Genomic DNA, 15,794 nt, shown 5'->3' with positions numbered 1-15,794 from the left:
TTTTCATTTTTGTGTATTTCTTTTGCTTAACTTGATTGTGACAGAGTTCTACCCAAATAGACGTAATTATTTATTTTTCTTTAACATTCAAAAAATTGACAGATTTCTCGCCCTCAGTACCTAAAGCCGTTTTTACTTTATCTAATTCCTTAAGTAATTCTGGTGCTTTCCCTTGATTGACTAAATTAAGATTCCCAAAAGATTTATTAAAAGATAGAATCTGTCTAGTCTTTTCTTTCCCATTTATTTCTTTAAATAATGTATCATCTACTATTAATAGGATTACTTTGGATCCACCACGATATGGCGCTAGCCATACATCACCTGCGTATTGTGTACTCATTTTTTTCGCATCATATGTTATTTCTTTTAAATCCTTATATTCTTTATTTGCAAATAAGATAGTTTCACCTTTTTTTGATTTTGGTAATGAATCCACAGGATCTGAAGATATGTCCCCCTGATTATTATCTCTTTCAAGTATAAGCCCCTTTTTGACCATTTTTTCAGCAGTTGTTCTACTAATAAATAGTAAATTACTAGGAGTATCCGCCCCAGCATCCCCAAACTGTGTTGGGAGCTTTATGTTTAGTTTGTTATTATCAATGCTACCCTCTTTTATTTTGAATTCGTCTTGTGATATGGTTATATCTTTGTATAGGTCTATAATAGAATTTCTTGTTTGTTCATTTAACTGCTCTACCTCTATTGAAAGCCCATTTGCTGGGGAATTTTTTGTACCAAATAATGAACATGCTCCTAACATGGCAATCGAAATACCAGATACTATTAATAATCCAAGTCTTTTTTTCAACCTATATTCTCCTTCGTTTAATTATATTTGAATTAAAAAATTGTTTTATACATTTTTTTCAAGTATTGAGCACGAACAACGTAAAAGTATATAATTTGCAAAACTAAGAAACAAATTAATACCATAATTGAACTACCCAAGACTGAAAAATCGGCTAATTCTTGTAAGGCCGTAAAAGCTACTGCACTATGTGTAATTGCTATTACAATGGGTAAAAAGAATAGTAATGCAAGTTGACGTGACACAATTTTCTTTAATTCAGGTTTACTTAAACCAACTTTTGCTATCATTTTATATTGCTGCTGATTTCGTTCTAAGTCTGTGTATAATCGGAAATATAAAAAGCTTGCAGCAAACGTAAAGAAAACAATCCCTATTAATACACTCATGATGGATGCAAGTCCAAAACCTTGCTTCATCACTATCCATTTAGAAATTAAAGAAAAGAATGTATATTGTTCGTTGTATACTATAGGCTCTTTTATACCTTCATTATCTTTCTGAATTGCAGATATAATTTTTTCTGCAACATTTTGCGTTTTCTCCCAATCCTTCACAATAAAACCATTAATAGTGGATTCACTATGGTGATCCTCTGGGTCCACTATCATTTTATTATATACAGCATCTGGTATAATAACTGTCGTTATACTTGTATCTTGTAGTTCTTTTGGCGTTAGTGTTTTATTTACATGCATATCTATTTTTATATTTCTATGCGACAATCGATAGTTATTTTGATTAGATTTTGTTTTAGTTACTTTTCTTGAAGGAATGACAAAACTATCATTTTCTTCTTTTAAACTTTCTTTTTCAAAACCAAATGCCTCAGCTAACTTATTATAATCACTTAGTTTTATAACGCTTAATAATATATTACTGTTATAAATGGTATCTGGAATTTGTTTTATTGAATAAGTTACTTGTTTGAAATTAAACCCACTATTATTGAGTTCGTTTTTTATTTTTTTTAGATGCTCTTTTTCTAAAGAATTTTTATTATAAGACTGATAAGTAAATGCAAAGGGACTATCCGATTCCGCCATGGATGAATTCCCTAACCCCATACAAGTCCCCACTGCAGTAAAGGCAACAGCTGATATAATTGTCACCATAAAAAACATTTTTGCATTATCTTTTAATTGATACACTAAATCTGAGATGGTGAGTATATTTGTTTTCTTAAAGAAAATATTATCTCTTTTCTTTAATGTACGTAGCACATACACACTGAGCTGTGTAAATAAAAGATAAGTCCCAAGTACAACAAAGCTCACCCCTGTTGCCATCATGATTAATAAATAATTTATATCCTTGTAATGTATTGCTTTAACACTATGGAAAACAGCCGCATATCCTAGTCCAATACAAATGAGGGCTAATAAGGATAACCATAAGGATGCTCTAGGTTCTGGCTTTGGCTTATCCTCTGCTTTTATTAATTCAACTAGTTGTTCTACATTTACTAGTCGAGAAGTGAATAGAGAAATAAATAAAAAGAGCAACAAGAAAGCTCCAAAAGTTATTCCAATTGCTTGAAAGGGTACGTAAAATGGGAGTCCTTTATCAATCATTAATAGATTGTTGCTCATAATTAAGATAAACTTAGAGAACGCCAATCCAATTGTAATTCCTGTTAAAATAGAAACGATGCCAATTATTATATTTTCAATAAATACTAATGTATTCAGTTGTGAACGTGACATCCCATGCAGCATTAGAATCCCAAAATCTTTTTTTCTTGTTTTTAAAAATGCACTTACAGAATATAGGATAAAGAAGAATGAGAAGAAAAATATTAATCCCTGCGATATCTGTAATCCTGATTTTGCAAATGTATTTATTGTTACACTGGTAGCAAGATCCCCTTGTAAATTAGGATGAAATGCAAGTAGTGCATAAGTAAAGAAAATCATAATAGCAAATGTACTACTTAAAAAATGAGCCATATATGTTCGTTTACTTCGAATGATGTTGTTAAGCGCGAACTGCCGAAAAGTCATGTGCATTTCCTCCTAATAATGCTAAAACCTCTAGAATTTTTTGATAGAATACTTTACGATTATCTCCACAGTAAATCTCGTTGTATAACTGTCCATCTTTGATAAACACAATTCGATCACAATAACTGGCAGCCATTGCATCATGAGTGACTAACATCATCGTTGTACTATTTTCTTTATTAAGCTTTGTCAATAATTCCATCACATCACAAGCAGATTTTGAATCCAGATTTCCTGTAGGCTCATCCGCAAGTAATAATTTTGGATTATGAATAGTAGCACGCGCGATTGCTGTTCTTTGTGCCTGCCCACCTGAAATTTCATACGTACGTTTATCTAATATTTCAGTTATCCCTAGTTTTTTAGCAATAGCTTCTACTTTCCCTTCCATTTCTCTAGGACTGACACCATCAAGCGTAAGTGGAAGAACAATATTTTCTTTCACTGTCAATGTATTAAGGAGATTAAATGATTGAAAAACAAACCCTAATTCTCGTCTTCGAAATAAAGACAGCTGATTTGGAGATAACAGATATGGATTTTCTCCATGAATTAATACTTTTCCTGATGTTGGAGCATCTATAGTAGACACCATATTTAATAGCGTTGTTTTACCACTCCCAGATGGTCCCATAATTCCTACAAATTCACCTTTGTTTATTCTTAAATCAATATGGGATAATGCTGTATAAGAAATTTTCCCAGGATAAACCTTCCCTAAATCTGAAACATGTAGTATCTCCACAAGTATTTCACCTTCCATTTCTCTTTTCGATACATGAAGTGTAACCTATATATAGTATGCCTCATATCGATTTCCCTAACATTTATCTAACAAGTTTGTAAGATTCAAAAGAAAAACCGATGAAAAGTATACCTTTCATCGGTTAACGAGATGCGTACGGGAATATGATTCTAACTTTTGTTCCCTTACCCACCTCAGATTCTAGCTCAATCTCATGATTTAATTTTTCACATACTTCTTTAACAAGATATAATCCCATTCCCGTAGACTCTTTAAATTTCCTTCCATTTTCTCCAGTATAAAATGGATTGAAAACACGTGGTAAATCAGCAGTAGGAATACCAACCCCATAATCTTTTACTTCCAAAATAATTGCTCGCCCTTTTGAACACGCCGATACTATTACTTTTTCTTTCTTACTGGATGAATATTTAATTGCATTTGACAGTACTTGATTGAGTATAAATCGAAACCATTTCTTATCTGTTTCTACAATAAGATTCGGATCTACTTTTACCTCTGGATACACATAACTACGTATAAATAGACGTTTATTTTCATGAATAGCAGAATCAATCATTCCTAATAACTGCAATCTGTCCACATGAAAATCCTGTTCAAATGTTTCTAAACGAGCAACATATAAGACCATTTCTAATCCTTTTTTAATTCTTTCCGTTTCTTCATTAATACTGTCAAATCGAGAGTCATCTGCATCTTGTGTAATTAACTCAATAACAGAAAGAGGTGTTTTCATTTGATGAACCCATTGATTCATAAAAGTCAATTGTTCTTGTTGTTTTCGTTCCCATTTTTTTAATTTGTTTTGATAATATTGATATTGAGTTTGTAGTAATGTTTCTAAGGCCATTGATAAGGGAGTCAAATCACTATCTTTTATTGATTCATTTAAAGCTTCCATTGGTGTTGATAGACGCTTGTAAAATGAACGATGACTATAATAACGATATATTAAATAACCCATTAATAAAAAAATACCCAAAAATACAGAATATAATGCTGTCAAAATATGTGGATAACCATCGAACCAATATATAAAAAGAATGATAAGCAATTGGGCAAATGTATAGCAAATGAGTGGAATATGTTCTTGTAAAAATAATTTCATTATTCCTTCCCTTCCTTCTCCCAAGTAGCATGCAATCGATATCCAGCACCACGAACTGTCTCCAGTGCGTTTTCAATACCTAAATCCTGCAATTTCCTTCTAATTCTACCTATATTTACACTCAATGTATTCTCGTCTATGTATGAACTATCCCATAGTTGTTCTAAAATCACTTCACGTTTTACAAGGAGCGGTGACTTTGTTATCAATATTTCCAATAAAGTTGTTTCTTTTCTAGTAAGTAAAATTGTCTTATTATCTAGTTGAAGTTCCATTCTTTCTGGAAACAGGTGTAGTCCTGATTGCTCAACTATTCGTTCTTTTACTTTGGGAGCATATTCACCGTATGCTCTTCTGAGTTGACTACGGATTTTAGACATTACAACTTCATAATAAAAAGGTTTCGTAATGTAGTCATCACCGCCATTTTCTAAAGCCATAACTTGATCCATTTCTCCACTCCTTGCAGATAGAAATACAATTGGACATGTAGAAATAGCTCGTATTTGGCGACACCAATAATAACCGTCAAAATTAGGTAAATTTACATCTAATAGCACTAAATCTGGTTTTATCTCTTGAAATATTTCTAAGATATTTTCAAAATCCTCTATAATAACACTTTGGTATCCATATTTTTTTATATGAGTTCCCAGTAATTCAGCGATTTTCATATCATCTTCTACAATCATGATTGTATTCATTTCGTAATCTCCTTTAATTTAGGTGTAATTTTTAAAGTTCGTTTAGTGTTTTATATTTTACTTATTTAAAAAAGATGATATCTTATATCCTCCCTAAAACGCAATAAGTATCCATTAAAGTGTATATTTATTGTTTCTAAATTAATAAACGTAATAGAGATGGTATCCATCTTTTTTTCTTTACTTAAAATAGTATGTTGATTCTCCAATTGGAGGAATAGGATAGGATATAATTGAAAAAGCACCCTGTTTACAGGGCGCTTCATTAAATATAATATCCATTTTACATATTAACTAAAAAACTTATAAATTTTATACCCATTAGGGCTATCTAAAAGGGGTAAGACCATGATTCCTTTTTTTGAGCCACTGACAACTGATTAAGCCAAGAAGATCAAAATGAATGTTTTTATTATGTTCTATTGACGTATTGTATTTTTTAAATCTTCTTAATTGGGACTTCACTCTAGCGATTAATTCCAATGGGTTAAACGGTTTTGATAAGTAATCGTCGGCACCGGAGGCTAAACCCTAAATTTTGTCTATATCCTCTGATATAGCATAATGATAAGCATATTGCGGTCTTCCCTGATCTTCATACACGCCTCAATACCATCCATATTCGGCATCATATTTTGTATCTTTTGTAAAACTTGTTCTCAATTTGTAAATATTAAGCATACTCGAAAAAAAGGCTCTATTTAGATTTTTTTGCTAAATGAATATATTACTATTTAACAGCTGGTATTCATCATCTCCAAAAATCCAGTAACTTCATCATAAAAAGTGCTCTTAGATATATCTACGAGCACTTTTATGAAACATTATTTTTTATTTGCTGATCCACTTTATGATAGTAACCGTGTTTTACTACTTGCCTAACATCATCTACTTCAATTCCCATTATCTCTTTAATATCTACAACAATTGTATTCTGAAGAACACTCACTACATATCCGGTTAATTGTAAATTAGGCTGTTTATGATATAAAAATAGAACGTAATCCCCAATTGTTACCTTAATTATTCGTTAGGTTTCCCTTTTTTTACTTCTTCATACTGTTTAGCAAGTCTATAAAATAAAGAACACTTAATATCATATTTCTTCATGGCTTCTATATTTAAAAATTTCTACTCTAAATACAATAAGAAAAACAAAAAGAACTTGTAGAAATCACTACAAGTTCTTTTTCAAATAATGTATAAAAGGTGAATCAAACTATCTCATTACTTAAAACGAAGAACCTCCATAATTACCATAAACATTTGAGCATAGTTTCAATATATATCAGTCTCCTATGTAAGTGGCTTCCATAATGCTAAAGCGAATATCCAATTCGAGTCACCATTTCCTTGATGGTTTTGAACAGCTTCATACACTTTCCCTTGATGTTCTACTTTATCTCCCTTTTTATATGCCTTCTTCGAATCCCATTTTTCATAAGATTCATTTTGATTTTTTGTTTTTATTGGGAGAATATTACTTTGAATTGATGTATTTCCAGCTGCATCTACAGCCTTCACTGCAAATTTATATTCCTTATTAACTGTTAGATTTTGATCAGTAAACGTCGTTCCTTGTACCGTTTGAATCAATTGTCCATCGCGTAATACCTGATATTCTTTTACACCTACATTATCTGAAGAAGGATTCCATTTTAGCTCTACACTGTTAGGAGTAACGTTGCTTGCATATAATCCTTGTGGCTGTGTGGGAGCCTCTGTATCTGGTTTCGAATTAACAATTTGATTTACTTTTTTCAAGCCATCCTTTGTAACTTCATACATCGCTTTTTTATCAAAGCTTTCACGTTTATTATTATCTAAATTTATTAATGTTGCCCTCTCTCTGCCTTCTTGATGTGTAAGTTCAATAAAATCGCCGATCTTTACTGGAACTTTTTGTGTTTCAGCATTTTGCTGTTTATTCCCATAAACCTCTTTGTTATAGACCACTTTACCTGATGTGTTTTGCACTTTAATACTTGCATATGTACTATCAAAATAGTTATGTGGTACACCTGCTTTTAGATCAATTTGCATTTCTTCTGTTGATTTATTTAGATTTACTTTCGCAAATTCAAAATCACCAATCCCTTTCAGTGACCATGCAAATTGGTCTCCTTCTAAGATACCATCTGTATTTGGTACATGGCCTTTTATTTGAGTAATAAGATCCATCATCGGTCGCGGTTCATTCGCAAAAACAGAAATGATACTGTTATTTAATTCTTTCCAATCAGCATCTGTTACATTTGGATTTTGTAACATAAGAGAAACGTAATCTCTCCATACTAAAAAATTGATTGGTAAAATATTGGTGGATATTTTATAAATTGCAATTTTATTATCTGTTGAGGTCATCGCTTTCGCTAACCAGCGTAATCGCTCTGATTGATCTAGTTTTACTGGGTCACGTTCAGCATTTTCAAATAGTAACATATACTGCACTTGATTTGTCGGGCTATTATCTGACCAAGGAATAACAGTTGCATCATGACGGCTCGACTGACTCCATCCAGATATATCATTTCCTAAATTCCAAGAAGATGGCTTGTTATTCCATATAAGTGCACAATGTCCAGGTTGTCCAACAGGCATAGCTGCTACTCCAAATGCTTGGCTTACTTGCGTACCAAACTTCGAAATATTACCGCATACCCCACCAAATTTGTAAATGGAAGAAAGATTCCAACCTAAACCGTAGAATGCATCATTTCCGGCATGAATGCTAACTCCATCTTTGTTATGGGTTACATAATTAATTAAATATGCACTTTCTCCTACCTTATCTTGATTTTTAAGTTCCGGATGTTCCGTATTAATCATATTTCTTGCCCAAGTTAAATCTTCTTCTGGTGACCAAGTATTCACTACTAATCTTAAATGCCAAACATCATATGTTCTAAAGCAAGGAAGTAACTCATTATTTTGATCTGCTAATTTATAATGTTGGTACCTTGTTAATGGATTAATAGATTTATTGTTTGTCCAATATTTTATAGGTTCAGCATGAGCTAACGATGTAGCTATCGCTAATCTCAAAAACAACCCTTCGTGAGAATCTGCATCCGCATTCCAGATTGCATTCCATATCTCAAGTGCATTTACAGGATTTTTTCCAGTTGGACTACCACCCTCAAGATAGGTATTCATCACATTTGTATTTTTCATAGCCCAGCTAAGAAATTTCTTATGATCAGCATCTTTTTTTGCAAATACATTCATTGTTGCAGCACCTGTTTGTGATATAAATTGCCACTGGGCCAAAGCTGCTGAAAATACTGGGTCTGCAAGCTTCTTTTTCAAGTCCTCTTCAGTTATATCCCCAACATTTCCATTCAAATATGCTGTGAGATTATTCAAATGAGCTCCAAAATTACCATTTGCAATAGCTTGATCTGTCTGTTGATTCAATGTTTCTAAAGTGAAAGTTTCTTGATTGAATGACATTGTTTCAGCTGAAACCTTTGTATGCGGAATCGTAGCAATACTTCCTAAAATAATCGGCATAGTTAATAATAAAGATGAAATCTTTTTCAAAATAATTTCCTCCCTTTTTTGTTTTTGACCTTTGACTGCTCCATGATTCTCCTTTATATAAAATAATTCCCATGCCCTTCAATTTAAAAATTCAAAGAAAGTGGTTTCCATAACGATAGAGCAAATATCCAATTCGGGTCACCATTTCCTTGATGATTTTGAATCGCCTCATATACTTTCCCTTGATGTTCTACTTTATCGCCCTTTGTATATGCCTTCTTTGGATCCCATTTTTCATAAGATACATTTTGATCTTTTGTTTTAATTGGAAGAATATCACTTTGAATCGATGTATTTCCAGCTGCATCTAAAGCCTTCACAGTATATTTGTATTCTATGTTAGCAGTCAGTTTACTATCAGTAAATGTAGTTCCCTGTACGGTTTGAATGAATTTCCCGTCACGTATTACTTGATATTCTTTCACACCTACGTTATCTGTTGATGAATTCCATTTTAACTCTACGCTATTTGCAGTAATGTTGGTTGCTTGTAATCCTTCAGGCCGTGTAGGAGCTTCCGTATCTGGGTTAGGATTAATAATTTGATCAACTTTCTTAAGACCATTAATTGTAACTTGATACACTATCTTCTTACCAAAACTCTCCTGTATATTTTTATCCACATTTATAAGAGTTGCTCGGTTTCCACCCTCTAAATGTGTAAACTCAATATAGTCTCCGACTCTCACCGGAATTTTTTGTATTTCAGCATTTTGTTGCCTGTTTCCATAAATATCTTTATTATATACCACTTTTCCAGATGAATTTTGGACTTTCACACTCGCATATGTACTATCAAAGTAATGATGTGGTACAACTGCTTTTAATTGAATTTGTATTTCTTCTTTTGTCTTATTAAAATCTAATTTTGCAAACTCAAAATCTCCTATTCCTTTCATTGACCATACAAATTGGTTTCCCTCTAAAACATTATTTGATATATCTGGGCTATATCCCAAATTTGACAAGATTGACTTTAAATCTGGCAAAACACCAATTTTACCTGTTAACGGATTTTGAGATTTTGTACCTGTATTTGGATTACTTAGTATATTTCTTAATTCAGCTGGTTTATATGGACGATCTAAATGTTCTTTAGCTACACCTTGTATTGAAGTCGCTGCTCCAGCAATAATTGGAGAAGCACTAGATGTACCACTAAAGCCAGTTGTATAGAGATTTTTAGTAATCCTATTAGGTTCAGCACGAGTTGTATCTACGTTTTCCCCCCAACCATAAACATCAATTCTACTACCATAATTTGAAAACCATAAACGTTTATGAGGAACAGTTGACGATGCGGCTCCAATCATTATAGCTCCTGAATCTTTAAAGTCCGGACTATTGCGATTTAATACCTGTTTTCCATTCCTATCTCTAAATTGATCAAGGTCATTAGAACCATTTGCCCCGGCTTCTATCACAATAATTCCTTTATCTGTTCCAGCTCGTATTGCATCAAAGATATCTGGCTGTACTTCAACAGGTAAATATTTATCTCCATATCCATCATAAGAAGCTTGTGCCTCTAATAATAAAATATCCCCAGCTTGTAAATTATGTACAGCATTTACTATCGCATCAGCCGTATTATACGACCCATCACCTCTTATTTGGGATACTACTTTTACCTTAGCCTTTGGTGCAATTCCTATATTACCAACCTTATTATCTTCAGCAGAAACAATCCCAAGTACAGAAGTTCCATGGCCAACGTGTTGATCTATATTTCTACCAGATATAAGCTCAACTTTTTGATTTACTAAATCTTCATGGTCTAATAACCACCCATACTCCATATCTACAAAAGTAGTTCCTTTTCCATCTCCACCTTTTATGCTCCATGCATAAGATGCATTAATCCCATATGGCGCTTCCTTAAGATATCCCTGGTTTAAAAATCTTGGATCGTCGTAAGGGTTAAGCGATACAGTAGGTAATTGGACTTCTGGTAAAAGAGTTGGTTTTTCTTGCATATATACTTGTTCAACAAGATGAGATTTCTTAAACTTGTCCATCAATGTTTCAGCTGTTACTTTATTAGGCACTTCTACAATATAATAATCTAGTAAATCAGAAGATGAATTATTTTCAGTTTCCCTCGTATGTTTATCGATGTTTTCAATCTCTTTCGGATTTACAGATGTAAATAAACGCTTTAATGTTAGTTGCGGAAATTCAGAGAAGATTTTTACTAATTCCGAATCGCTATCTTCATCTTTTATTTGATTTTCGAGTCTATCCTTATACGGGAAATTCACTTCACTTTTAAACTTTAAAATAATTTTATTTCCTTCTTTAATATCTCCCTGGAATTGACTTATATTTTGTGAAGAATCTTTCGAATCTGCATACACTACATTGGGATCTTCATTAATTTTAATTAACTCTAATCCTGTAAAAGATGTAAGTGCAATCGTAGAAACGAATATTCCTTTTATTAATTTCATAATGAACATTAACACCCCTTTATTTATATATAATAATTTATAGATTATTTGTGGTTATACTTTGAATAAATAACTCAACAACACTTGTGTGTATACATGAAATATTTTAAAAAATCATTTATTATACACTCAACTGTTTATATTTTATATACAAATGACCTGTTAACACCTATGCCCTTCTCTTTAAACAACACAACAAATGTCCTCTTTATATAAAAATAAATGAAATTCATTTGAAAAACGTCAAAAACATTAAAAATCAACTTATAAACAGCCGAATAATTTTATTACTATTTTATTTTTTTATAAATAATTCTTCATATTTCTTATATTTTCATAGTAGATAGCGACACATTTTTCTGACCCTATTAATCTTATTGGAAAAAAAGTGATGAAGGTGATGTTAAAACTTAGGCAAGTTACCTATAATGGTATTTGTGCAGTTTGTAAGATAGAAAAATGTAATTTGTATACTGCAATTTGACATAATTCTAATAGTATGGGATGTGTATTTTTCCATAAAAGTAACTTTTTTCATATCTTTTAAACAATTTATTATATTATTTTCACTTAATTAGGCACAGAAACGATTTGCAAAATCTTACTACTTTTTAGGAAAACGTTTTTAGGGTACATTTTAAAATAGCTCTTTTTCTTTGAAATGTTTCTGTGCTTAATATTTAAAATATCTTATGTCAAAATTTCCCGCAACAAATATGTTAAATGATTTATAATTATATATAATATGGAATATTATAGTTAAATTTCCCATATTATACTCTATTAAATATAGCATATTTAATTTATTATTAATTAATTTATTAGTCTAAGTATGAATTATAAAGTATGTTCGTTTAAAATTGTCACAATATAATTTTATATTAGACGTTTTTAATTACTCGTGAAACATTTGTAAATGTTTTAACCGTTATTTATAAGATAAATACCCCCTCTAAATATAAGATTTACTTAATTTAGATTCTTTCTCTCATAGTAGTGATGTCGAAAAAAGTCGAATTTTTATATTTTTTCTTTACTTTCTGGTTGTAAACGTTTTATTTTCATGTTACCATCTTAATCAAACATTAGATGGTAATATAACTTAAACTATTTCTTTCCCTTAGAGACATATAAATGTTCGGTAATACCATGAAAATAAGGCCAAAGAAATATGAGTTACCTGATAAAAGATTTAATAGGATTTTTACCACCTTAATTTTCTGTTAATTCGGAATGTATAACTTTAACATTTTGTCCCTAAACAAAATTTAAATTTAAGTGTGGTAAACTCAAAAAGCTAAATCACCCACCCAAATTAATAAATGATATATCTTATTATATCTAGCAATCAGTCATGAGAAATAGATTTCTTCCTAAGAAAACTTAGCCCATTAATAAAAAGTGTCTAGATTTCTATCTTTATTACCATCTATTGTTGATAACATATTTACCAACTATAAAAAAGAACCTATTGAAGGTTCTTTTTTAATATAATCATTAGCACTTCAATTATTGATAATCATTGGTGTTGAATCTTTATTCCCTCAACTTATACAGTTTTCTTAACACTTGAAGCCTTATTGAGGTATGGTTCTGATTTTAATTTTTATTTTTAAGCGTCTATTATTCGAATGAGGGGCCATCCACAGTTGTATATCTAATAAAGAAAGAATGATGTTTGCTTCCAGGGACATCTTAATTACCTCCCTCTGCCTTGTTATGTATATAACCCATCTCATGCATCTAGAGTTGATTTGAAATACATGTAGTTTTCTTGTGAAGTTTTTATATTATTTCTAATACATCTCCATATCAAATCCAGATTGGAAGGTTATAATGGCTACAAGAGGTGATATTATGAAGAACTATCACATTCTGGTGGTAGAAGATGATCAAGAAATACAAGAATTAATCAAACAATTTTTAATGACACAACAGTATAAAGTTATAGTTGCATCAGATGGATTAGAGGGCATGAAACAATTTAATAAGCAATCCTTCGATTTAATTCTTCTAGATGCGATGATGCCAAACCTGAATGGATTTGAAGTTGCCAAAATGATTCGAAGTCAGTCAAATATACCAATTATTATGCTAACTGCGCTAGAAGAGGAACAAGATCAAATGAAAGGGTTTGATCTTGGAATCGATGATTATATTACTAAACCTTTTTCTTTTCATGTTTTGATGAGACGAGTCGAAGCAGTACTGAGAAGAAGTAATAATCAAAGTACGGATAATCATTTTGTATTTAGAGAACTGCATGTTGATGGCGATGCATATAAAGTATATGTAAATAAAACTGAAGTTCCCTTAACGACAAAAGAATTTGAAATTTTGCAACTACTACTTCAAAATGAAAAAAAGGTACTAACAAGAGAAAATATCGTAGAAAAAGTTTGGGGATATGAGTATGCCGGAGACACACGAATGATTGATACGCATATGAAAAACATACGAAAAAAATTAGATATACCCTATATTAAAACTGTAAAGGGCATTGGTTATAAAATTGATGAATAGGATTGTAAAAATCATGAAGATGAAGAAAATTACCTATAAACTCTTTATGACTACATCCCTCATTTTGTTAGCCTTTGCAACACTAATTTACTTAACGTTATACTTCTTTCTCCCTACATTTTATGAGCAGTATAAAACAAATCAGCTTCAAACAGGAATAGAAGAAATAATTTCCAAATCTAAAGATCTTACGATTCAAAATGCCAAACCACTTATTGATGAATACGCACAAAAAAATAACGCAATGATCTACCTACAAAATAATAAAGGAACAATTATTTATTCTCCTTTTCTTCAAAGTACTGTCCAAGGAGGTACTATTCAAGAAGGTTACGCTAAAGCAGTACCAATAAAGCGTTTGGAATATTCTCGTAATTCATATGAGGTTACCAAGCCAATACAATTCCAAGATGTTAATTTAACGCTTGTGGTGTTCGCAACATTTCAACCAATCGATGAAGCTTCACAGGTCTTGGTACGTTTTCTACCCTATATTAGTATCATTGTACTGGTTATTGGTTTAGGAAGTGCTTATCTCTATTCAAGGTTTATTACTAAACCACTTATTTATATTAATAAAGGTGCACAAAAGATGGCAAATTTGGATTTCTCCGAAAAAATTGAGATTCGTTCTATGGATGAATTAGGGGAATTGTCCAATAGCTTGAATGATATGTCCATAAATTTACAACAGGCAATTTTTGATTTACAAAAAGCGAATCAGCAATTAAAAAGTGATATTGAAAAAGAAAGAGAAATAGAAACAAAGCGAAGGGAATTCTTTGCTATTGTAGCACATGAATTAAAAACTCCTCTTACTGTTATGAAAGGATACTTAGAAGGGATGATATATAATATCGGCCCTTATCAAAATCGTGACCAGTATTTAAAGAAAAATTATCAAATAATTGAAAGTCTGGAACAACTGGTTCGCGAAATTTTAAGCATGTCAAAATTGGAACAGCATACCTTTAAACTTCAAGTGGAAGAAGTAAATCTTTCGAAATCAATAGATACAATCACAAAAAATCTCGAATTTTTCGCTTCTCAAAAAGGCATTCAAATAATAAAAGAAATCAATTCTGACATTTTTATTTATACAGATTGTGTTCTTTTAGAAAAAGCTTGTAAAAACATCATTCATAATGCAATTATGTATTCACCGCATAACGAAAAAGTCTATATAAAGTTAACAAAGGAGTCTAAACAAAACAACATTCAAATGCAAGTTGTCAATACAGGTATCAAAATAAAAGAAGAAGATATACAACATATTTTCAAACCATTTTATCGAATAGAAAAGTCAAGAAATCGAAATACGGGAGGGAGTGGCTTAGGGTTATATATTGTAAAACAAATTTTCGAATCCCTTTTTATCACGTATTCTATGAGTAATACAAAACAAGGCGTACAGTTTTGGGTTACCATTCCATTATCCATCAAATAAATAGCAAAGGAGTCTCCATCTCATCCTATAGAAATGAAATGGAGATTTTCATTTTTTTATAAGCATCAAATTATAAATTCTTTTTTCATTTCTATTGTCATTAAAGACAATCTGTATTCAAAAGTTTACTTTAAAAGGTTCTGTTGTAAAGTTTTAAAGACTAAGCTAAATTTTTGCAAAATAGAGTTAGGAAAATCATACATGAGATATTTTAAAGGAGAGCAATTTAAACAATATATTATTTTGGTAGCCATTGGCTATTACTGTCGTTTGTTTTAGGGGTACAGCATCGATTTTTTTGGAGCCACTCACAAATGATTAAATCAAGAAGGTCAAGGGAAATTGGGACAAACATAGATTAATCTTGGTATATTTTTCAACATACTAAAAGTGCATATCCTACCAAATTTAGTGATAGAGTATACACCTTGAATTT

10 protein-coding genes and 2 pseudogenes are annotated in these 15,794 nt (G+C 31.3%); 3 read left to right on the top strand and 9 right to left on the bottom strand.

Annotation, left to right across the window (positions count from 1 at the left end):
* Positions 1-70: 70 nt before the first annotated feature.
* The 9 genes and pseudogenes from MKO96_RS15365 to MKO96_RS15325 all read right to left on the bottom strand — a co-directional run bounded on the left by MKO96_RS15365 (position 71) and on the right by MKO96_RS15325 (position 11,388).
* On the bottom strand, positions 71-814 hold the full coding sequence (locus tag MKO96_RS15365; RefSeq protein WP_240587982.1) for a lipoprotein BA_5634 family protein: 744 nt from the start codon (positions 812-814) through the stop codon (positions 71-73).
* Positions 815-846: 32 nt separating this feature from the next.
* A complete protein-coding gene (locus tag MKO96_RS15360; RefSeq protein WP_240587981.1) occupies positions 847-2,817 on the bottom strand; it encodes an FtsX-like permease family protein in 1,971 nt (656 codons plus the stop codon).
* Positions 2,792-3,562 (bottom strand): ABC transporter ATP-binding protein, encoded by a 771-nt coding sequence (locus tag MKO96_RS15355; protein WP_369294518.1) that lies wholly within the window; start codon positions 3,560-3,562, stop codon positions 2,792-2,794. Before MKO96_RS15355 ends, MKO96_RS15360 begins: the two co-directional genes overlap by 26 nt.
* Positions 3,563-3,704: 142 nt before the next feature.
* Positions 3,705-4,691, bottom strand: coding sequence for a sensor histidine kinase (locus MKO96_RS15350; protein WP_240587979.1), 987 nt, complete (start codon positions 4,689-4,691; stop codon positions 3,705-3,707).
* Positions 4,691-5,395, bottom strand: a complete 705-nt coding sequence (locus tag MKO96_RS15345) for a response regulator transcription factor (protein ID WP_098343973.1) — start codon at positions 5,393-5,395, stop codon at positions 4,691-4,693. The genes MKO96_RS15350 and MKO96_RS15345 overlap by 1 nt, the downstream gene beginning before the upstream one ends.
* 402 nt (positions 5,396-5,797) lie before the next feature.
* A pseudogene (locus tag MKO96_RS15340) lies at positions 5,798-6,027 on the bottom strand (response regulator); the annotation flags it as partial.
* A 182-nt stretch (positions 6,028-6,209) separates the two neighbouring features.
* Positions 6,210-6,422: a DUF2187 domain-containing protein gene (locus MKO96_RS15335; protein WP_240588155.1), complete on the bottom strand. Its 213-nt coding sequence runs from the start codon at positions 6,420-6,422 to the stop codon at positions 6,210-6,212.
* Positions 6,423-6,691: 269 nt separating this feature from the next.
* Positions 6,692-8,938 carry a putative mucin/carbohydrate-binding domain-containing protein gene (locus tag MKO96_RS15330; protein ID WP_240587978.1) on the bottom strand — a complete coding sequence of 749 codons (2,247 nt, stop codon included), beginning with the start codon at positions 8,936-8,938 and terminating at the stop codon, positions 6,692-6,694.
* Positions 8,939-9,021: 83 nt separating this feature from the next.
* The gene (locus MKO96_RS15325; protein ID WP_240587977.1) at positions 9,022-11,388 is read right to left on the bottom strand and encodes a putative mucin/carbohydrate-binding domain-containing protein; all 2,367 of its coding nucleotides are present in this window, start codon (positions 11,386-11,388) and stop codon (positions 9,022-9,024) included.
* Positions 11,389-13,245: 1,857 nt separating this feature from the next.
* Here MKO96_RS15325 and MKO96_RS15320 point away from each other — a divergent pair.
* From MKO96_RS15320 to MKO96_RS29605, 3 genes and pseudogenes are all read left to right on the top strand, one after another.
* A complete protein-coding gene (locus MKO96_RS15320; RefSeq protein ID WP_240587976.1) occupies positions 13,246-13,911 on the top strand; it encodes a response regulator transcription factor in 666 nt (221 codons plus the stop codon).
* A 13-nt stretch (positions 13,912-13,924) separates the two neighbouring features.
* Complete coding sequence (locus MKO96_RS15315; protein WP_240587975.1) at positions 13,925-15,358, top strand: sensor histidine kinase; 1,434 nt, start codon at positions 13,925-13,927, stop codon at positions 15,356-15,358.
* 201 nt (positions 15,359-15,559) lie between these two features.
* A pseudogene (locus tag MKO96_RS29605) lies at positions 15,560-15,628 on the top strand (IS6 family transposase); the annotation flags it as partial.
* Positions 15,629-15,794: the final 166 nt, after the last annotated feature.

Origin of the sequence: Bacillus sp. ES1-5 (genome assembly GCF_022487605.1) — a bacterium.
Classification (GTDB): domain Bacteria; phylum Bacillota; class Bacilli; order Bacillales; family Bacillaceae_G; genus Bacillus_A; species Bacillus_A wiedmannii.
The sequence above is the reverse complement of the archived record's forward strand: the minus strand, read 5'-3'. Positions and strand labels throughout refer to the sequence as shown.

Excerpts from the sequence above, each read along its gene's own strand:
- MKO96_RS15360 (WP_240587981.1), bottom strand. The coding sequence starts at position 2,817 with ATGACTTTTCGGCAGTTCGCGCTTAACAACATCATTCGAAGTAAACGA.
- MKO96_RS15345 (WP_098343973.1), bottom strand. The coding sequence starts at position 5,395 with ATGAATACAATCATGATTGTAGAAGATGATATGAAAATCGCTGAATTA.
- MKO96_RS15325 (WP_240587977.1), bottom strand. The coding sequence starts at position 11,388 with ATGAAATTAATAAAAGGAATATTCGTTTCTACGATTGCACTTACATCT.
- MKO96_RS15350 (WP_240587979.1), bottom strand. The coding sequence starts at position 4,691 with ATGAAATTATTTTTACAAGAACATATTCCACTCATTTGCTATACATTT.
- MKO96_RS15320 (WP_240587976.1), top strand. The coding sequence starts at position 13,246 with ATGAAGAACTATCACATTCTGGTGGTAGAAGATGATCAAGAAATACAA.
- MKO96_RS15315 (WP_240587975.1), top strand. The coding sequence starts at position 13,925 with ATGAAGATGAAGAAAATTACCTATAAACTCTTTATGACTACATCCCTC.